Genomic DNA, 18,687 nt, shown 5'->3' with positions numbered 1-18,687 from the left:
CGAGGCAAGGCAGGCAAAGCCGGAAGTGGAAGGCGCGAGGAGGTCAAATGACAAGGGGAACATCGCATGGCTGACAGGCTTGCAGGCAGATATCCGGACCTCGTATCGAAGCTCCCGGAACAGGACATTGAAGCCCTCCGGGCGGTCGCGCAGAACGTCGTGGAGGAATGCTACGCACGGCTGTCGCCAGAGGCGCGCGACATCCTGGCGGACGAGGGCTTCACCCCGGATCATTCCCCGGAAAGCCACGACCCCGATCTTCTCGACGCGGCCTATCTGGATGCGCTGAAGGCGGACAAAGGCTCCGGCGCGATCGACCTGTTCACCGCCTCGAGGATGTCCGCCGCGGTTCGTTACGCGGCCGAGGCGACGACCGCCAGCGATCTGCACGAGGCGATCTTCGAGGCGCTGATCGCCGCGAATACGACGCCGGACAAGGTGCCGTCGCTCGCAAGGCTCCTGAACGGCTAGACGGGACGGGTCCGCAGGAAGAGATACAGCGGCAGGCCGCAGCTGACGCCGATGCAGAAGGTTGCCGGGACCGCGACAAGCGCGCTCCAGTTCTTCCGAACGGATGTCTCCGCGAGAATCCAAACCGTAAGCGCGATCGCGGAAATGGTGAGGTCGTAGACCAGCCCTTCGGTCGCGCGGTTTACGAACCAGGCGTCGATCATGCCCTGGAGGCTCCAGCCGTTTTCGCTGAACCAGGCGAGGAAATGGCGCATCGGCAGCACTGCGCCGACGACGGCGAGGGCAAGGTAGACAAGACGCAGGGGCGACATCGGGAACCTCCGGTTGCGCCCAGACCCTAGCGCCGGGGCGGACGGAGGCAAGCCGCCCCGCGTCAGAAGCGGGAAACGATGCCTACCTGCGTGGGCCCGGTTTCAGGGACGATGACGCCGAAGCCCTCTCCCTTAGACTTGGTCGTGATGACGCCTGGCGGAAGAGGTTCGCCCTCGGCGCCGCAGGCATTGAGGGCGAGAAGCCCAAGAAGCGCGGCAATGCGGATCACTTCAGTTTGCCCCTCCAACGGGCGATCTGCGCCCGGACCTGATCCGGCGCCGTGCCGCCGTAGCTCTGGCGCGAGGCCACGGAATTGTGAACGCCAAGCACCGAATAGATTTCCTCGGTGATCCCGGGGTGAGACGCCTGCATTTCCTCGAGCGTGAGGTCGGGCAGGTCGCAGCCCTTCTTCTCTGCCAGCGCGACGAGCGCGCCGGTGACGTGATGCGCCTCGCGGAACGGCAGCCCGGCCGCGCGCACGAGCCAGTCGGCAAGGTCGGTCGCCGTGGAGAAGCCCGAGGCGGCCGCCTTTTCGAGGTTCGCGCGGTTCGCGTTCATGTCGCGGACCATCCCCTCCATCGCGGCAAGGGCGAGCATCAGCGTGTCGGCCGCATCGAAGACCTGTTCCTTGTCCTCCTGCATGTCCTTGGAATAGGCGAGCGGCAGGCCCTTCATCACGGTGAAAAGCGCGACCGTCGCCCCGAGGATGCGCCCGATCTTGGCTCGGATCAGCTCGGCCGCGTCGGGGTTCTTCTTCTGCGGCATGATCGAGGATCCGGTCGAGAAGCGGTCCGACAGCGTGACGAAGCGGAACTGGGCCGAGGACCAGATCACCAGCTCTTCGGCGAAGCGGCTCAGATGCATTGCGCAGATCGAGGCCGCGGAGAGGAATTCCAGCGCGAAGTCGCGGTCCGACACCGCGTCCAGCGAATTGGCCATCGGCCGGTCGAAGCCAAGCGCCTTCGCCGTCATCTCCCGGTTGATCGGGAAGGAGGTGCCGGCAAGGGCGGCCGCGCCCAGCGGGCATTCGTTCATGCGCGCGCGGGCATCGCGGAAGCGGCCGATGTCGCGGGCGAACATCTCGACATAGGCCATCATGTGGTGGCCCCAGGTCACCGGCTGCGCGGTCTGGAGATGGGTGAAGCCCGGCATGACCCACTCTGCCCCGGCCTCGGCCTGGGCAAGAAGCGCGGTCTGAAGCGCCGTCAGGCCCTCGATCGCGGCGTCGGCCTGGTCACGGACCCAAAGGCGGAAGTCCGTCGCCACCTGGTCGTTTCGGCTGCGCGCGGTGTGGAGCCTGCCAGCCGGTTCGCCGATCAGCGCCTTCAGCCGCGCCTCCACGTTCATGTGGATGTCCTCGAGCGCGGTGGAGAACTGGAACTCCCCCGCCTCGATCTCTGACAAGACCGTGAGCAGGCCTTCCCCGATCGCCTCGGCATCCCTATCACTCAGGATGCCCGTCGCCGCGAGCATCGCCGCATGGGCCCGGCTGCCCCGGATGTCCTGGGCGTAGAGCCGCTTGTCGAACGAGATCGAGGCGTTTATCGCCTCCATGATCGCATCGGGACCGGCGGCGAAGCGCCCGCCCCACATGGCGTTCGCGCCGGGGGCGCCGGAGGTCTTGGTGTCGTCGGTCATAGTTCCGCCCGGCCCGGAGGCCATATGTCGCTTATTCGTTCGATCATCCTCTACACGGCGCTTGCGACTTGCGCAAACACCGCCCTCGCCGACCCGGCCGCGCTAGAGGCGCTGAAGGCCGGCGACATGAAGAAACTCGTCGTCTCGGCCGAACCGGCCGAGGTCGCGGACACCGTCTTCTACGACATCGAGGACGCCGAATTCCGCCTGTCCGACTGGCGCGGCAAGGTCGTACTCGTGAACTTCTGGGCCACCTGGTGCGCCCCCTGCCGAGAGGAGATGCCCTCTCTCGACCGGCTTCAGGCGGAATTCGGGGGCGAGGATTTCGCCGTCATCACCATTGCCACGGGGCGGAATCCGATCCCGGCCATGAAGCGATTCTTCGAGGAGACGGGCGTCGAGAACCTGCCTCTCTACCGCGATCCCAGGCAGGCGCTGGCGCGCGAGACGGCTGTGATGGGGCTTCCAGTCAGCATCCTTCTCGACCGCCAGGGGCGCGAGGTCGCGCGGCTCATGGGCGACGCGCAGTGGGACACGCCCGAGGCAAAGGCCGTCATCGAGGCGCTGATTTCGGAGTGATCAGGCGAGGCGCGCAACCCTGTCGTGGCAATGGCATGTCACGAGATGGTCGTTGACCATCCCGGTCGCCTGCATGAAGGCGTAGACAATCGTCGGGCCGCAGAAGCGGAACCCCGCCTTCTTCAGATCCTTGGAGATGCGCCGGGAAAGGTCGGTCTCAGCGGGAACCTCGGCCATAGTGCGGAAGCGGTTCTGGACCGGATCGCCGTCGACGTAGTCCCATAGGAACTCCGCGAAATCCCGCTTTTCCGACAGGTCGAGGTAGGCTTGGGCATTGCCGATCGTCGCCTCGATCTTGCCGCGGTGGCGGACGATTCCTGGATCGGCGAGAAGGCGGGCGATCTCGGGTTCGCCCCAACCCGCGATAACCTCGGGGCGGAAGTCCTCGAAGGCGGCACGGAAGGCATCGCGCTTCCTCAGGATCGTGATCCAGGCAAGACCAGCCTGGAACCCGTCGAGAATCAGCTTTTCCCAGAGCGCGCGAGGGTCGCGCTCGGGCACTCCCCATTCCTCGTCGTGATAGGCGACGTAGAGCGGGTCGGTCCCGCACCAACTGCAGCGTTCGGTCATCTTGCCCCCGGGCCGGGGCCGCGGCTGAAGTCCAGGCCCGCCCCTCTTTGATCGCCCATATTAACCGGCCGTTAGTCCGGCGCACGGAAATATTGCGCCAGAGGACGGGAGAGTCGCGATGCCGCACAACAGGAATGGCAGGACCGAACATCAGTTCTCCGGCGCGCGCAGCCCGCTCGACGTGGCCGTCGCCGTGCGCGACCGGTCCGTGATCGACATGGTGCGCCGCGCGGTCGAGGCGCGCGACGTGGTACTCGCGTTCCAGCCGGTCGTGCAGTCCTGCCGGCCGGAGGTTCCGGCCTTCTTCGAGGGGCTGATCCGGATCCGGGACGAGACCGGCCGGATCATCCCGGCGCGGGACTTCATGGAGCCGGTCGAAACCTCCGAACTCGGACGGCAGATCGATTGCCTGTCGCTGGAACTCGGGCTCGCCACTCTGGCGGAGGAGCCTTCCGTCAGGCTGGCGGTCAACATGTCGGCGCGCTCCATCGGCTATCCGCGTTGGATAAAGACACTGCGCCGGGGACTGGCGCGGGACGAAACGATCGGCGAAAGGCTGATCCTCGAAATCACCGAAAGCTCGGCGATGCTGATGCCCGACCTCGTCGGCGTTTTCATGCACGGCCTGCAAATGGAGGGCGTGGCCTTCGCGCTCGACGATTTCGGCGCTGGCTTCACCTCCTTCCGTTACTTGCGGGAATTCTATTTCGACATCGTCAAGATTGACGGTCAGTTCATCCAGGGGATCGCCGACAGTCCCGATAACCAGGTCCTCACCGAGGCGCTTCTGTCCATATCGCGGCACTTCGACATGTTCACCGTCGCCGAGAATGTCGAGAACGCGCGGGACGCCGCGTTCCTTACCTCGGCCGGGGTGGACTGCCTGCAGGGCTACCACTTCGGCGCGCCGACGCTTTCGCCCCCGTGGAAACATGCCGCAACTGCGAAGATGACCGCCTGAACCCGGAAAATTGCGACCCTCCGCCATACGGAACCGACGTTTTCCTTGCGCTTGACGGCCTGTGCCCTTAGGCCATGCTGCAGAGCGGCGACAAGGGCGACCGCCCCCGCCGGTATCGCGCCAGGAGAGAGGATCAGGCCCATGACCAACGTCGTAATCGTATCGGCCGCACGCACTGCCGTCGGCAGTTTCAACGGCTCGTTTGCCAACACCCCGGCCCATGACCTCGGCGCCGCAGTCCTGCAGGCGATCGTCGAGCGCGCCGGGATCGACAAGGGCGAGGTTTCCGAAACGATTCTCGGCCAGGTCCTGACCGCCGGACAGGGACAGAACCCCGCCCGCCAGGCCCACATCAACGCCGGCCTGCCGAAGGAAAGCGCCGCCTGGTCGATCAACCAGGTCTGCGGCTCGGGCCTCCGCTCGGTCGCGCTTGCGGCTCAGCACATCCAGCTTGGCGACGCTGACATCGTCGCCGCAGGCGGGCAGGAAAACATGTCGCTTTCGCCCCACGTCGCGCACCTGCGCGCGGGCCACAAGATGGGCGACATGAAGTTCATCGACTGCATGATCAAGGACGGGCTCTGGGACGCCTTCAACGGCTATCACATGGGCACGACGGCAGAGAACGTCGCCTCGCAGTGGCAGATCAGCCGCGACATGCAGGACGAATTCGCGGTCGCCTCGCAGAACAAGGCAGAGGCGGCGCAGAAGGCCGGCAAGTTCTCGGACGAGATCGTTCCGTTCACCGTGAAGACCCGCAAGGGCGATATCGTGGTGGACGCGGATGAATACATCCGCGCAGGCGCGAATCTCGAGTCGATGACGAAGCTGAAGCCCGCCTTCTCGAAGGACGGCTCGGTGACGGCGGGCAACGCCTCGGGCATCAACGACGGTGCTGCGGCGGTTCTCCTGATGACCGACAAGGAAGCCGCGAAGCGCGGGCTTACGCCGCTCGCCCGGATCGCCTCCTACGCGACGGCCGGCCTCGACCCGGCAATCATGGGCGTCGGCCCGATCCACGCCAGCCGCAAGGCGCTGGACAAGGCAGGCTGGAAGGTCGGCGATCTCGACCTCGTCGAGGCGAACGAGGCCTTCGCCGCACAGGCCTGCGCGGTCAACAAGGACATGGGCTGGGATCCGGCGATCGTGAACGTGAACGGCGGCGCGATCGCAATCGGTCACCCGATCGGTGCCTCGGGCGCCCGCATCCTCAACACGCTCCTGTTCGAGATGAAGCGCCGGGACGCCAGAAAGGGCCTCGCGACGCTCTGCATCGGCGGCGGCATGGGTGTCGCCATGTGCCTCGAGCGCGCCTGATTCGGGCAATTTCCGAGGCGGGCGCGCAATATTATTGCGCGCCCATTTCGATTTCGGTAACAGACTTTCAAGCATAATTGACATCGGAGGAATCATGTCCAGGGTAGCAATCGTCACCGGCGGCTCGCGCGGGATCGGCGCGGCAATTTCCACCGCCCTCAAGGCGGCCGGTTACAAGGTGGCGGCGAACTACGCCGGCAATGACGAGGCGGCGGCGGCCTTCACCAAGGAAACCGGGATCCCGACCTACAAGTGGTCGGTGGCCGATTACGACGCTTGCGTTGAAGGCATCAAAAAGGTCGAGGCCGACCTCGGCCCGGTGGATATCCTGGTCAACAACGCCGGGATCACGCGTGACGCGATGTTCCACAAGATGACGCCGCAGCAGTGGAAAGAGGTGATCGACACCAACCTTACCGGTGTCTTCAACATGACGCATCCGCTGTGGTCGGGCATGCGCGACCGCAAGTTTGGCCGCGTCATCACCATTTCCTCGATCAACGGCCAGAAGGGCCAGGCGGGCCAGGCGAACTACTCGGCGGCGAAGGCGGGCGATCTCGGCTTCACCAAGTCTCTGGCGCAGGAGGGCGCGCGGGCCGGCATTACGGTCAACGCGATCTGCCCGGGCTACATCGCGACCGAGATGGTCAAGGCGATCGACGAGAAGGTTCTGAACGAACGCATCATCCCGCTGATCCCGGTCGGCCGCCTCGGCGAGCCGGAGGAAATCGCGCGCTGCGTGGTGTTCCTTGCCTCCGACGACGCGGGCTTCATCACCGGGTCGACGATCTCCGCGAACGGCGGCCAGTTCTTTGTCTGAGCCGCGTCGGGCGCCTTGCGGCGCCGTGAACGCAATCCTAATGTCCCCGCCGACAGGGCTTCGGCGGGGATTTTTCATGGCAAGGGCTCAGGAGACGATCCTCAAGACGTCGAACGTGCCGAAGCAGGTCAAGCTCGCGCATGCTCTCGCCTGGGCAAAGGCGACCTACGGCAAGGGACGCTACCGGCAATTGGCGGAAATGGCGGCCCTGACGCTCGGGGCGCAGAAGCTGGAGCCGAAGGACTACTTCATCTACGGGCTCTTCCGCCCCTCGATCAGCGCCGGGGAACGGCACAGCTATGTCTCGATGGCATCGGGCGAAGCTTTGAACTCCCGCCTGTCGCCGCGCTGCAACGCCGGCCAGCACGGGCTCTTTTTCAACAAGCTCCTGACGGGCCTCACCCTTGAAAAGGCCGGCTTCCCGGTGCTCGAACCGCTCGCCGTCTTTTCGCGTCAGTTCCGCGTGCCGAGCGTTCCCATGCTGACCAGTTCGGAGGAGATCGCCAATTTCCTGCGGCGCGACGGCATACTTCCCTGCTTCGGAAAGGCCCTCGACGGTTCGCTGGGTATCGGCGGGGCGAGTTTCCTTTCCGTTTCGGCCGATGGCGTGATGGTCACTCTCGGGGATGGCCGCGAGGTCTCCATCAAGGCGCTGAGCGAGGAGATCGTGCTGCATTTCCCCCGAGGCTACCTGTTCCAGCCGCTGATCCGGCAGCACCCGGTCGTCGAGGCATTGAACGGTCCGGCAGTGGGCATGTTCCGGACGGTGACCCTGCGCACGAAGGACGGGATCGGGCTTCTCTACAGCGCGTTGAAGATGCCGGCGAAGGGCCTCATGATCGACGCGGCCGTGGGGGCCGCCTCGAACGCAATGGCGCTTGTCGATCCGGCCACGGGCGCGATCCTGCGCGCGCAGGACCTGTCCCGGCTCAGCACGTCGGTTCTCGAAAATTCGCTCGCGACGGGAGCATCCCTTGCCGGCGCGGTCCTGCCGCATGTGCGGGAGGCGGTGAAGCTTTCGATCGCCGCGCACGAGGCCTTTCCCGGCCACGGCATCCTCGGTTTCGACATTGCGCTGGCAAAGGACGGCCCGATCCTGAATGAGATCAATTCCAACCCGCATCACCATGTCTACCAGAGGGCGGCGGATCGCGGTCTTCTCAACCCCGAATTCCTGCCCCGCTTGAAATCGGCCGAGGAGGAATCGCGGCGTATCGCGGAAGACGTCGGCGGCCTTCCGAGCCAGCGGCGCCCGTGGGGCAAGCGCAAATGAGCCGCAGCAGGGCAACCCTTATTGGCGGTTCGGCCATCCTGATGTGGTCGCTTCTGGCGCTGTTCACGGTCGGCACGGCGCCGGTTCCGCCGCTTCTTCTGAACGGGCTGACATTCACGTTGGGGGGAGCGCTTGGCCTCATCTGGACCTGGAAGGCGGGCGGGTTCGCTGTTCTCAGGACCGTCAGCTGGAAGGTCTACGCCTTCGGCACGGCAGGGCTCTTCGGCTACCACCTGTTCTATTTCTCGGCACTGCGGATGGCACCCGCCGCCGAAGCGGGGCTGATCGCCTATCTCTGGCCGCTGCTGATCGTCCTGTTTTCCGGGCTCCTTCCGGGCGAGCGCCTCACAGGCGCACATGTCGCCGGGGCGATCCTCGCTTTCGCCGGCGCGGCGCTCATCGTTCTGAAGAACGGGGGCACGCTTTCGGCAGAGGCGCTGCCGGGATACGGGTTTGCCTTCCTCTGCGCGCTGACATGGTCGAGCTATTCGGTGCTGTCGCGGCGCCTGGGCGCCGTTCCGACGGCTTCGGTCACGGTATTCTGCCTCACGACGGCCGCGCTTTCGTTTGCCGCGCATTTCTCGCTGGAGACATCTGCCTGGCCCGTGGGCATGGCCGGATGGCTTTCGGTCCTGGCGCTTGGCCTCGGTCCCGTGGGGCTTGCCTTCTACACCTGGGACGTGGGCGTGAAGCGGGGGGATATCCAGCTTTTGGGAACGGCGTCATACGCCGCGCCGCTTCTGTCCACGCTTGTGCTGGTCGGCGCTGGTATCGCGGAACCTACTCCGCGTCTCGCGCTCGCCGCGATCCTTATCACGGCGGGCGCGATGCTTGCTGCTAAGGCTGGGGCCCGCGCACGGGCCGCCTGAGGTAGATCAGGCCTCGCTGAGGCGGTTGATCTCCTCCTTGAGCCGCAACTTCTGCTTCTTCATCTCGGCGATCTTCAGATCGTCCACGCCGGGGCTGCGCTGTGCTTCTTCGACGGCCTCGGAAAGGGTCTGATGTTTCCGGCGAAGTTCCTGAAGGTGCGAACTCAGCGACATGGGCATCTCCTCTCCTGTTTTGATAGGTCCATACGATCATAGATGGTGAGTCGTGTCACGCATGACAATGCTGTGACAAACGGTCCCTCCATGTGTAGAATTTGCCGCGCGAATTCTTGCCGAATCCTCTACGCGCGCCGTCTTTTCAGAACCCCAGCGTCGCGCCCGTTCGCAGAACCACGCGGGCAGCCTCCGTGTAATCGTCGCCGTCGGAAATATGCGTTGCGCCAGCGTGCAGTATGAATGGCGCGGCAAGGCGGAACGGGCCTTTCGCTCCCTTCCTGGCAATGACGATGACACGCCCGGCCTCTCGGCCCTCCCGCGCCGCGACGGGAAGCGCGGCGACGTCGCCCGCCCGGCCCGAAAGCAATGCGAGAATTTCCGGCAGGCGCTCCGTCCGCTGTATCAACGTGATCCGGCCACCCGGGGTCAGGCGCTTCAGCGCCGCGTCGATCCAGTCGGCAAGCGGCGTCGCCTCGCGTTGGGCGCGTTCCCGGCCCGCGTCGGCCGCGGTGGTGCCCGATGCGGGCGGGAAGAAAGGCGGGTTCGCGATGACGTGGTCGAAACTCCGCGCCCTTAGTGCGGCTGGCATGCGGGACAGGTCGCCCTCCACAACTTCGAACGCGAAACCGTTCAGGGCGGCGTTGCGGCGCGCGAGGTCGGCGTAGGAAGGCTGCACTTCGAGACCGGCCAGGGTGAGGCCCGGCACGCGGGCGGCGAGGCAGAGGCTGGCCACACCCGCTCCGCAGCCGAGTTCCAGGACGCTGTCGCCCTGCCTGGCGATCACTGCGGCGGCCAGCAGCACCGGATCGGTCGCGGCGCGGTATCCACGGCGCGGCTGGAGGATGCGGAGGCGCCCGCCCAGGAACCCGTCCTCGGTCAAATCCTCCGCGGAAAACATCATTCCTCCCCGGCGATCCCGTTTTCCGCCAGAATCGCGCGCGCCATGAAAAGATCCTCGTCACGGACCATCAGACGGCGCGGCAGGATACCGAGCGATCCTTCGAGCACGCTCATATGGACGTCCATGGGAAAGGCAGGTATACCCTCGCCCTCGAGGAGCAGGGTAGCGAGCGCGATTTTTGTCGGGTCCGTGGTTCTCAGAAGCTCTTTCATGATCCATGACTTAAACGGCACGAAGCCCGGAATGTCGAGCGTTGAGCGGAAGCATGAGCCTGGACGAAACATCACGCAAACCTCATGACCGGCTGGCCCAGTGGCTGGCATCCGACATGGAGGGCGTGAACACGCTCATCCGTGAACGCATGGCGTCGGAGCACGCGCCGCGAATCCCGGAAGTGACTGCGCATCTGGTGGAAGCCGGCGGCAAGCGGCTCAGGCCGATGCTGACGCTCGCGGCCGCGCGTCTGTGCGGATACGACGGGCCCTATCACGTCCACCTCGCCGCGACGGTGGAGTTCATCCACACCGCGACGCTCCTGCACGACGACGTCGTGGACGAAAGCGCCCAGCGGCGCGGACGGCCGACCGCGAACCTCCTGTGGGACAACAAGTCCTCGGTTCTGGTGGGCGATTACCTCTTCTCGCGTTCGTTCCAGCTGATGGTCGAGACGGGGAGCATCCGCGTCCTCGACATTCTCGCCAACGCCTCCGCGACGATCGCCGAGGGCGAAGTTCTGCAGCTGACCGCGGCGCGGGACCTCGGCACCACCGAAGGCACCTATCACAAGGTGATCCGCGGCAAGACGGCCGCGCTCTTTTCCGCCGCGACCGAGGTCGGTGGCGTGATCGCCAAGGCGCCGGAAGACCAGGTCCGGGCGCTCTTCACCTACGGCGACGCGCTCGGGATCGCGTTCCAGATCGTAGATGACCTTCTGGACTACGGCGGGGCGACGCAGGTGATCGGCAAGAACGTGGGCGACGACTTCCGCGAGGGGAAACTCACCCTGCCCGTCATCAAGGCCGTTGCGAAAGCCGATGCCGAGGAGCGGGCCTTCTGGAAGCGGGTGATCGAGAAACTGGACCAGCGCGATGGCGACCTGGAGCACGCGCTTTCACTTCTCGCCCGGCACGGGACGCTCGAGGAAACTCGAAGCGAGGCGCTGGCCTGGTCCAGGAAGGCGAAGGACGCGCTGAAACTGCTTCCGCCGCACGAGCTTCGCGACATGCTTTCGGACCTCGCCGACTTCGTCGTGGCGCGGGTCAGCTAGGCGCGTACAGCCCCGCGTCTTCCACCCACCAGTCCGGATGCGCGGCGCGAAGCCGGCGCGCGGCCTCGGCTGCGTCTGACGGATCGGCGAAGAGGCCGAAGACCGTGGCGCCCGAGCCCGACATGCGCGCGATGAGGCAGCCGTGCTGGGCCGAAAGCGCGTCGGCCACCTCGCCGATGACCGGGGCGATCGAACGTGCCGGAGGCTCCAGATCGTTACGCATGCCTCCAAGGAATGCCGCGAGGTCGGCGGCGTCGGCCCACCGCGGCAGTTCTGCGGGCATCGGCGCGCCCTCCTTGTCCGTCAGCGCGGCAAAGACGGCGGGCGTAGGCACCGCCACGCGCGGATTGGCCAGAACGAGCCAGGCCGACGGAAGGGGCGGTACATCCACCAGGACTTCGCCGACGCCGGACATGCGGCGGGGTCGAGCCGCGAGGCAGACCGGCACGTCAGCGCCAAGCTTCGCGGTCTCTGCCTCGGGCGGCAACGGCCGACCCCAGAGCCGCGAAAGCGCCCGGAGCGCGGCGGCGGCGTCCGAGGACCCGCCCCCGATGCCGGAAGCCACGGGGAGATGCTTGTCCAGCGTGATCGTCGCACCCGGCCCCTCGTCATCCCCACGAAGCATCCGCGCCGCGCGCAGGACGAGGTTCGAATCGTTCACCGGAATACCTTCCGCCATGGGGCCGGTGACCGCCAGGCTCAGGCGGTCGCCTGCGACGGCGGTAATCCGGTCTCCGACATCCGCGAAGACCACGAGGCTGTCGAGAAGGTGATAGCCATCCGCCCGCTGTCCCGTGACGTGGAGCGTAAGGTTCACCTTTGCGGGCGCGAAGGCCTCAGTTGCCATTCTTGGAGACTGCGAGGGGCTCGGCCCCCTCTTCCTGCAGAACGACGTCCAGACCGACCTCGAGCTTGCGGCGGATGCGCTGCGCCTCTTCCTCGGTTTCGGGCTCGAAGGACAGCGCGCGTTTCCACTGGAACTCAGCCTCGCGATGCCGGCCTACGGCCCAGTAGACGTCCCCGAGGTGATCGTTGACGATGGGATCGACGGGCATCAGCTCGATGGCGCGCTCCATCTGCACGACGGCTTCGTCGTATCGGCCGAGACGGTAGAGGGCCCAGCCGAGGGAGTCGGTGATGTAGCCATCCTCGGGCCGCGCCGCGACGGCGCGCTCGATCATGTCGAGCGCCTCGTCGAGGTTGGTCTTCATCTCCAGGTAGGAATAACCGAGATAGTTCAGAACCTGCGGCTGGTCGGGGCTGAGTTCCAGCGCGGTGCGGAAATCCGCCTCCGCCTGGGGCCAGCGCTTCTCGCGCTCGTGCGTGATGCCGCGGGCGTAGTAGAGGCCCCACTGCCCGGGCTGCGGATCGCCAAGGAGAGCGATCGCCTCGTCATATGCCTTGGACGCGGCGTCATAACGCTCGACCCGGCGGAAGGTGTCGCCCAGGGTCATCCAGATGATCGGCAGCTCGCCGTGGCTCTTGGTCAGCTGTTGCAGGACCTCGATCGCCGCCTCTATGCGGTCGGCCTTGATCAGCGCGTTCGCCCGGCCGAGTTCCGCTGCGTGGAAGGCAGGATCGTCACGGGGAATCCGGTTGTAGGCGTCGGTGGCGAGGTCATACTGGCCCTGCGCCTCAAGAATGTCCGCGGTCAGCAGGATCGCGTCCACATGGTCGGCGCGCAGATATTCCGCAAGCCGCGAGTAGCTCAGGGTGTAGGCGTCCTGCGTCTCGCCGCTGAGCGCGCCAGCGACGGTGAAGAAGACTTCCGCCAGCCCGTCCATCGCGTTGGTGACAACGTCGAAGGGCACCGGTTCCCCGGCCTTGAGGCGGTCGCGGAGGACAGCGAGGGCCGGTTCCGGTTCGGGCCCGAAGGTCGCCTCGATCAGCTCGACCGCGTCGGCGTTCCTCTCCAGCTGGCTCAGGATCTGCGCATGGGCGATGACTCCCCGCCGCGTCGCGCGCAACGGACCGCCGGCCTCGCCGGAGAAGATCGAGTCGGCCCCTTCGAAGTCACCCACGGAAGCCAGCGCCAGCGCCTTGTGGTAGAGCGAGAATGCATGAAGCCCCTCGGTTTCGCCAACCTTGTCGAAGGCGTCGGCGGCATCCGACATGCGCCCTTCGCCGAGAAGGGCCCAGGCGCGGAAGAGACCCTCGACGAGGGGGCCGGCCGCGCGGCCGCCGTCAAGCTCCGCGAGGGCGCCCGTGTAGTCGCCCTGCTTTGCGAGGTCCGCAAGGATCACGAGATTGCCGAGCTGGCTGACAGCCTCGATCTGGTCGATCTGGCGGGCGATGGGAACGGCACGGTCAACTTCGCCCAGGGCGACCTGCGCGACGATCGCGTATTCCAGGAGCAACGGATTCGAGGGATCCGCGATCAGCGCGCGGGTGAAGTAAGTCGCCGCCGCCTCGTAGTCGTTCTCGATGCTCGCGGTGCGCGCGGCGAGATAGGGGCCGGCAAGCCCGTCGGGGGCCTGAGCCGACGCCGGCGCGCCAAGTGCGAGGCCGAACGCGACGGCAAGCGGGATCAGGCGGGATATCGGCAATTCGGGCGGCTCCTCCAGGGCGGGATGGGGGAAACGTAGTCCCCCCACCCGGTCAAGGCAATGCGCTGACCGCCGGAAGCGCGCCCCGGCGGCGCCTTATCGCCCGAATGTTACATGTTCGGATAGTTCGGCCCGTCGCCGCCCTGCGGGGTCGTCCAGTTGATGTTCTGGCTGGGGTCCTTGATGTCGCAGGTCTTGCAGTGGACGCAGTTCTGGAAGTTGATCTGGAACCGCGGCTTGCCGGCTTCGTCCTCGAGGATCTCGTAGACGCCGGCCGGGCAATAACGCTGGGCCGGCTCGTCGTATTTCGCAAGGTTGACCGAAATAGGAATCGAGGGGTCGCGAAGCTGCAGGTGGCAGGGCTGGCTTTCGGCGTGGTTCGTGCCCGAGAAGCTGACGTTGGTAAGGCGGTCGAACGAGATCTTTCCGTCCGGTTTCGGGTAGTCGATCTTCGGGAACTTCGACGCCTCGCCGGTCGAGGCCGCGTCGGATTTCTTGTGCCGAAGCGTGCCGAAGAACGAGAACCCGACGATGTTGTTCGTCCACATGTCGAGCCCGCCAAGGACGAGGCTCGGCATCATGCCCCAGCGCGACCACATCGGCTTCACGTTGCGGACCTTCTTCAGGTCCTTGCCGACCGGACCCGACCGGAGCGCGTCGTCGTACTCGTTCAGCTCGTCGCCCGAACGCCCGGCCTTGATCGCGTCATGCGCCGCCTCGGCCGCGTGGATGCCCGAGAACATCGCGTTGTGGTTGCCTTTGATCCGCGGCACGTTCACGAGGCCCGCGGAGCAGCCGAGAAGAACGCCGCCCGGGAACGCCGTCTTCGGGATCGACTGCCAGCCGCCCTCGGAGATCGCGCGTGCCCCGTAGGCGACGCGCTTGCCGCCTTCGAGGAGCTCCGCGACCATCGGATGGTGCTTGAAGCGCTGGAATTCCATGTAGGGGAAGAGGTGCGGGTTCTCGTAGTTGAGGTGCACCACGAAGCCCAGGTAGACCTGGTTGTTTTCGAGGTGATAGATGAACGACCCGCCGCCCGCGTTCGAGCCGAGCGGCCAGCCCATCGTGTGGGTGACCGTGCCCTCACGGTGCTTGGCGGGATCGATCTCCCAGATCTCCTTCATGCCGAGGCCGAACTTCTGGGCGCACTTGCCCTTGCCCAGTTCGTACTTCGCCATGACCTGCTTCGAGAGCGAGCCGCGCACGCCTTCCGCGAGGAAGACGTATTTGCCGCGCAGGATCATGCCGGGCTCGTAGGAAGGTCCGGGCGTGCCGTCCGGGTTCCGGCCGAACTCGCCTGCGACGACGCCGGAAACCTGGCCGTTGTCGCCATAGACGACTTCCGAACAGGACATGCCCGGGAAGATCTCGACCCCGAGGCCTTCCGCCACGCCGGCCATCCAGCGGCAGACATTGGCCATCGAGACGATGTAGTTGCCGTGGTTGTTCATCAGCGGCGGCATCGGCCAGTTCGGGATGCGCATCTGGCCGGCTGGCCCGAGGACGTAGAAGTTGTCTTCCTTCACCTCGGTCTTGATCGGCGCGCCCATGTTGCGCCAGCCGGGCAGGAGCGTATCGAGCCCGGAAGGGTCGAGCACCGCGCCCGACAGGATATGCGCGCCGACCTCGGAGCCTTTTTCGAGCACGACCACCGACAGGTCGGCATCAAGCTGCTTGAGCCGGATCGCGGCAGACAGGCCAGCTGGGCCCGCCCCCACGATGACGACATCGTAGTCCATCGCTTCGCGCTCGATCTCGGCCATGCCCGCTTCCCTTTCGCGTTTCCTATCCTGAGCCGGGGGAACGGTTAGCTTACCCCGACGCGCGGCGCAATCGTGACGACAAGGTTCCGAGAAGCACCGCTACATTGCGGCAAACGCGTGCATATCCGCGACATGTATGCGCGCAGGACCCCGGAAATCGGCGCCAGTCTCGGTCCTGCTCCGGAAAACGGCGGCCTTCGAGCGACATTGACAGCGTGTCAGGCAGCGTTCCTGCCCGCGCGAGTCAGTCACGAGCCTTTTCCGATGAGGCGGATCGACGATCGCCACCGGGACATCCCCGGCTTCCCGCCACTCAAACCGCTTGCAATCGGGCTCCGCCTCGGGTCAGGTGCGGGAAACATTGACCACGGACCAGCATTCCCGGCCCAAACGGGCCGCGGCGGTGCCTTTGCCTGAAGAGAGCGATGGAAAAGATACCGATGACCCGCGCGGGCCATACCGCGCTCGACGAAGAACTCAAGACACTCAAGACGGTGGAGCGGCCCGCCGTGATCCGCGCCATTGCCGAGGCGCGCGAGCATGGCGACCTGTCCGAGAACGCCGAGTATCACGCGGCGCGCGAGCGGCAGAGCTTTGTCGAGGGCCGGATCAAGGAACTCGAAGCGATCCTGTCGCTGGCCGATGTGATCGACCCGGCCAAGCTGTCCGGAGCAATCAAGTTCGGCGCCACGGTAACTCTCGTCGATGAGGACACCGACGAAGAGCGAACCTACCAGATCGTAGGCGAGGCCGAAGCGGACATCGAGAAGGGGCTACTGAACATAAAGTCGCCGCTCGCCCGCGCGCTCATCGGCAAGGACGAAGGCGACAGCGTCGAAGTCCGCACGCCGGGCGGCGAAAAGAGCTATGAAGTGCTGAGCATCCGCTACGTCTGAGGATTGGGGTCGACCCCAAGGCAACCACATGGCGAACAACGGCAAAGAGGCGCGCCAGGGCAATCCCGGATTCTACTCGCGTCAGGGCGGGGAATCGGGAATCTCGGCAACGGAGATCATCGCCGGCGCACTGACACTTCTCTGGCTCGGGTCGGTCGGCCTTCTCTACGCTTTTTCGTCCGGGGACGGCGAAACCGGCATCCTGCCCGCGATCGTGACCCTCGTCGCCGTGGTTCTGCCCGTGGCGATGATCTGGATTGCCGCCGTCACCTTGCGCACCGCCCGGTCGATGCGGGACGAGGCGCAGAGGCTCCAGTCGGCGATCGACGCGATGCGGAACGCCTATGTGGCCCAGGCCCAGGCGGGGTTCGGCAAGCCGATGTTCGAGAAGAAGCTCGACGAGATCGCCGCTGCCCAGCGCCAGACCGAAACCGCTATCGCGACCTTCACCACGAGCCGCGACGCCGAGGCGACGGTACCTTCCGCGGACAGGAAAGCCGCGCTTGCCGCGCCGCCCCCCGCCGAAGCCGGAGAGGAGCAGCCCACCCTGGCGCTCGGCACGCCGGCCGAAGCGCTGGCCCAGCCGATTTCCGTGGCCGATTTCATCCGGGCGCTGAACTTCCCGGACAATCCGGACGACGCCGAGGGGTTCCGCGCGCTCCGCCGGGCGCTCGGCGACCACAAGCTCGCCAAGCTGATCCGCGCGGCCCAGGACGTCCTTACTCTCCTGTCGCAGGACGGGATCTACATGGATGACCTGAAGCCCGACAGGGCGCGGCCCGAGTTCTGGCGCAAGTTCGCCGAGGGAGAGCGCGGAAGGGCGATCGCCGCGCTCGGCGGTGTGCGGGACCGCTCATCCCTCGCGCTGACCGCCGGGCGGATGCGGAACGACCCGATCTTTCGAGACGCGGCGCACCACTTCCTGCGCCAGTTCGACAAGACGTTCTCGGAATTCGAAAGGAACGCGTCGGATCAGGAGGTCTCCGATCTCGCCGAAACCCGCACCGCGCGCGCCTTCATGCTTCTTGGCCGCGTCACCGGGACGTTCGACTGAGCCCCGGCGTCAGGGTTTTCGGACCATCGTCACCGCGTCCGAGAAGCCGAACAATGCAGCCATGAGGCGGCTCCGTTCGGTCCTGACGGTGACGAAGCCCAGCCGTTCGTAGAGCGACCGCGCCCGGATGTTCTCGGCCACGACATCCAGACGGATCTCGCCATAGCCCCGGGCCTGCGCCTCGCGACAAAGGGCCCCCACCAGCGCCGTGCCGACGCCGTGACCACGCGCCTCGGCGCGGACGGCGATGCCGTCGACGAGGAAGCGGCCGTTGTCCACCTCGCGCAGCAGAAGGGACAACAGGCCGCGCCGCCAGATGGCACCCCAGTATCCGTAGACCGCCCGAAGATCGGCGAAGCCGCCGCTGACAAGCGCACCTTCGCCCGAACGAAAACCGGCAACGCCAAGAAGTGTGCCGTCGGGCGCGCGCGCGCTGATCGCGTGACGGGGAGAGGCAACGGCCCGGATGAAGCACTTCGCCTTGTCGGCCGGCCCCATGACCCGGTCGAGTTTTCCGCCAAAAGCCTGCCAGTAGAGCTCGGCGATATCGGCCCGGTCGGCGTCGAAGAACCCTGAATTAAGGGTGAAGGCCACTTCCGATGGCTTGTCGTGCCTGCGGCCATCGCCCTCCGGCCTGCTGGCCTGCCAGTCCATGCAGGTCAGGTGGGCGGCGTCGCGAACTGCCGCAGCAGCACTTCGCGGTTGCTGTCGGAATCGTCGTCCCTGATGATCCGCTCGGTCACGCCGGGCTTCTTGCCAAAGGCGCGCATGATCTTGCCGGGCAGGAAGCTGCGCGGAATGTCCTCGAACCCGGGAACGTCGCGCAGGATGTCACTGACCGAGTTGCCGCAGAAGGCCTTCGGAACCGCTCCGTAGCTCTGGGCCGCGCGCATGGCGGCTTCCGCCTGTTCGGGCGTCACGTAGAGCGTCTGCTCGACGACGTAGTAGGTCTCGCGCGCGTGGTAGTCGATGTAGAAGTCGCGCAGCTGGTCGGTGATCCCGAAATGCACGTCGTTGCGCTCGGGCGCGTAACGGCTTTTCCATGTGCCCGCCGGGTCGAAGATGACCCGGTGCGAGTTGTTGATCATCAGCCCGGAATGCTCTCCGTTGTCCGACTTGACCCGGACAACGGTATAGAGCGTGATCGACGGCGCTTCCCCCGTTGAGTGAATCGCCCGCGTCACCTGCTCATCGGGCGCCCATACTGGCTCCGCGCCGCAGGCGGCGAGGAGCACGGGAAGGGCCAGAATGAGAAGAAGGCGGCGCATCGGAG

At 66.0% G+C, this 18,687-nt stretch carries 22 protein-coding genes; 10 read left to right on the top strand and 12 right to left on the bottom strand.

The window, feature by feature from the left end:
• The first annotated feature begins 66 nt into the window (after positions 1-66).
• Positions 67-471 carry a hypothetical protein gene (locus tag ABCN56_RS10725; RefSeq protein ID WP_343080788.1) on the top strand — a complete coding sequence of 135 codons (405 nt, stop codon included), beginning with the start codon at positions 67-69 and terminating at the stop codon, positions 469-471.
• On the opposite strand, the gene ABCN56_RS10720 is transcribed toward ABCN56_RS10725, so the two are convergent.
• The 3 genes from ABCN56_RS10720 to argH form a co-directional block, all read right to left on the bottom strand.
• Positions 468-782 carry a DUF2834 domain-containing protein gene (locus tag ABCN56_RS10720; protein WP_343080787.1) on the bottom strand — a complete coding sequence of 105 codons (315 nt, stop codon included), beginning with the start codon at positions 780-782 and terminating at the stop codon, positions 468-470. The two genes, ABCN56_RS10725 and ABCN56_RS10720, sit on opposite strands and share 4 nt — an antisense overlap.
• A gap of 62 nt (positions 783-844) precedes the next feature.
• Positions 845-1,012 (bottom strand): hypothetical protein, encoded by a 168-nt coding sequence (locus ABCN56_RS10715; protein WP_343080786.1) that lies wholly within the window; start codon positions 1,010-1,012, stop codon positions 845-847.
• On the bottom strand, positions 1,009-2,421 hold the full coding sequence (argH, locus tag ABCN56_RS10710) for an argininosuccinate lyase (RefSeq protein ID WP_343080785.1): 1,413 nt from the start codon (positions 2,419-2,421) through the stop codon (positions 1,009-1,011). The genes ABCN56_RS10715 and argH overlap by 4 nt, the downstream gene beginning before the upstream one ends.
• Before the next feature lie 24 nt (positions 2,422-2,445).
• On the opposite strand from argH, the gene ABCN56_RS10705 reads away from it, so the two are divergent.
• On the top strand, positions 2,446-3,000 hold the full coding sequence (locus ABCN56_RS10705; protein WP_343080784.1) for a TlpA disulfide reductase family protein: 555 nt from the start codon (positions 2,446-2,448) through the stop codon (positions 2,998-3,000).
• Here ABCN56_RS10705 and ABCN56_RS10700 read toward each other — a convergent pair whose 3' ends face one another.
• Positions 3,001-3,570, bottom strand: coding sequence for a DNA-3-methyladenine glycosylase I (locus tag ABCN56_RS10700; RefSeq protein ID WP_343080783.1), 570 nt, complete (start codon positions 3,568-3,570; stop codon positions 3,001-3,003). It abuts the gene before it with no gap.
• Between the two features lie 118 nt (positions 3,571-3,688).
• On the opposite strand from ABCN56_RS10700, the gene ABCN56_RS10695 reads away from it, so the two are divergent.
• The 5 genes from ABCN56_RS10695 to yddG all read left to right on the top strand — a co-directional run bounded on the left by ABCN56_RS10695 (position 3,689) and on the right by yddG (position 8,810).
• Positions 3,689-4,531, top strand: coding sequence for an EAL domain-containing protein (locus tag ABCN56_RS10695; RefSeq protein ID WP_343080782.1), 843 nt, complete (start codon positions 3,689-3,691; stop codon positions 4,529-4,531).
• Between the two features lie 141 nt (positions 4,532-4,672).
• Positions 4,673-5,848: an acetyl-CoA C-acetyltransferase gene (locus ABCN56_RS10690; protein ID WP_343080781.1), complete on the top strand. Its 1,176-nt coding sequence runs from the start codon at positions 4,673-4,675 to the stop codon at positions 5,846-5,848.
• A gap of 94 nt (positions 5,849-5,942) precedes the next feature.
• Positions 5,943-6,668 (top strand): beta-ketoacyl-ACP reductase, encoded by a 726-nt coding sequence (gene phbB, locus ABCN56_RS10685; protein WP_343080780.1) that lies wholly within the window; start codon positions 5,943-5,945, stop codon positions 6,666-6,668.
• A 76-nt stretch (positions 6,669-6,744) separates the two neighbouring features.
• Positions 6,745-7,941 (top strand): sugar-transfer associated ATP-grasp domain-containing protein, encoded by a 1,197-nt coding sequence (locus ABCN56_RS10680; protein WP_343080779.1) that lies wholly within the window; start codon positions 6,745-6,747, stop codon positions 7,939-7,941.
• Positions 7,938-8,810: an aromatic amino acid exporter YddG gene (gene yddG, locus ABCN56_RS10675; protein WP_343080778.1), complete on the top strand. Its 873-nt coding sequence runs from the start codon at positions 7,938-7,940 to the stop codon at positions 8,808-8,810. The genes ABCN56_RS10680 and yddG overlap by 4 nt, the downstream gene beginning before the upstream one ends.
• Positions 8,811-8,816: 6 nt before the next feature.
• On the opposite strand, the gene ABCN56_RS10670 is transcribed toward yddG, so the two are convergent.
• The 3 genes from ABCN56_RS10670 to ABCN56_RS10660 form a co-directional block, all read right to left on the bottom strand.
• On the bottom strand, positions 8,817-8,984 hold the full coding sequence (locus tag ABCN56_RS10670; RefSeq protein ID WP_343080777.1) for a YdcH family protein: 168 nt from the start codon (positions 8,982-8,984) through the stop codon (positions 8,817-8,819).
• A 145-nt stretch (positions 8,985-9,129) separates the two neighbouring features.
• Positions 9,130-9,885 carry a tRNA1(Val) (adenine(37)-N6)-methyltransferase gene (locus ABCN56_RS10665; protein WP_343081478.1) on the bottom strand — a complete coding sequence of 252 codons (756 nt, stop codon included), beginning with the start codon at positions 9,883-9,885 and terminating at the stop codon, positions 9,130-9,132.
• Positions 9,885-10,100 carry a putative signal transducing protein gene (locus tag ABCN56_RS10660; RefSeq protein WP_343080776.1) on the bottom strand — a complete coding sequence of 72 codons (216 nt, stop codon included), beginning with the start codon at positions 10,098-10,100 and terminating at the stop codon, positions 9,885-9,887. Before ABCN56_RS10660 ends, ABCN56_RS10665 begins: the two co-directional genes overlap by 1 nt.
• Before the next feature lie 53 nt (positions 10,101-10,153).
• Here ABCN56_RS10660 and ABCN56_RS10655 point away from each other — a divergent pair, with 53 nt between their 5' ends.
• Positions 10,154-11,155, top strand: coding sequence for a polyprenyl synthetase family protein (locus ABCN56_RS10655; RefSeq protein WP_343080775.1), 1,002 nt, complete (start codon positions 10,154-10,156; stop codon positions 11,153-11,155).
• On the opposite strand, the gene ABCN56_RS10650 is transcribed toward ABCN56_RS10655, so the two are convergent.
• The 3 genes from ABCN56_RS10650 to ABCN56_RS10640 all read right to left on the bottom strand — a co-directional run bounded on the left by ABCN56_RS10650 (position 11,148) and on the right by ABCN56_RS10640 (position 15,464).
• On the bottom strand, positions 11,148-12,002 hold the full coding sequence (locus tag ABCN56_RS10650) for a 4-(cytidine 5'-diphospho)-2-C-methyl-D-erythritol kinase (protein WP_343080774.1): 855 nt from the start codon (positions 12,000-12,002) through the stop codon (positions 11,148-11,150). The genes ABCN56_RS10655 and ABCN56_RS10650 overlap by 8 nt on opposite strands.
• Entirely contained in the window at positions 11,992-13,701 is a 1,710-nt protein-coding gene (locus ABCN56_RS10645) for a tetratricopeptide repeat protein (protein WP_343080773.1), read from the bottom strand. Before ABCN56_RS10645 ends, ABCN56_RS10650 begins: the two co-directional genes overlap by 11 nt.
• A gap of 110 nt (positions 13,702-13,811) precedes the next feature.
• Positions 13,812-15,464: an electron transfer flavoprotein-ubiquinone oxidoreductase gene (locus ABCN56_RS10640; RefSeq protein ID WP_343080772.1), complete on the bottom strand. Its 1,653-nt coding sequence runs from the start codon at positions 15,462-15,464 to the stop codon at positions 13,812-13,814.
• A gap of 425 nt (positions 15,465-15,889) precedes the next feature.
• On the opposite strand from ABCN56_RS10640, the gene greA reads away from it, so the two are divergent.
• Positions 15,890-16,360, top strand: a complete 471-nt coding sequence (gene greA / locus ABCN56_RS10635; protein ID WP_343080771.1) for a transcription elongation factor GreA — start codon at positions 15,890-15,892, stop codon at positions 16,358-16,360.
• 28 nt (positions 16,361-16,388) lie between these two features.
• On the top strand, positions 16,389-17,414 hold the full coding sequence (locus tag ABCN56_RS10630; RefSeq protein WP_343080770.1) for a hypothetical protein: 1,026 nt from the start codon (positions 16,389-16,391) through the stop codon (positions 17,412-17,414).
• A 9-nt stretch (positions 17,415-17,423) separates the two neighbouring features.
• Here the strand turns inward: ABCN56_RS10630 and ABCN56_RS10625 are convergent, their stop codons facing one another.
• On the bottom strand, positions 17,424-18,068 hold the full coding sequence (locus ABCN56_RS10625; protein ID WP_343080769.1) for a GNAT family N-acetyltransferase: 645 nt from the start codon (positions 18,066-18,068) through the stop codon (positions 17,424-17,426).
• Between the two features lie 5 nt (positions 18,069-18,073).
• Positions 18,074-18,682: a hypothetical protein gene (locus ABCN56_RS10620; protein ID WP_343080768.1), complete on the bottom strand. Its 609-nt coding sequence runs from the start codon at positions 18,680-18,682 to the stop codon at positions 18,074-18,076.
• Between the last annotated feature and the right edge of the window lie 5 nt (positions 18,683-18,687).

The sequence above is a fragment of the Ostreiculturibacter nitratireducens genome (assembly GCF_032670585.1).
GTDB classification, from domain to species: Bacteria; Pseudomonadota; Alphaproteobacteria; order Rhodobacterales; family Rhodobacteraceae; genus Ostreiculturibacter; species Ostreiculturibacter nitratireducens.
The sequence above is the reverse complement of the archived record's forward strand: the minus strand, read 5'-3'. Positions and strand labels throughout refer to the sequence as shown.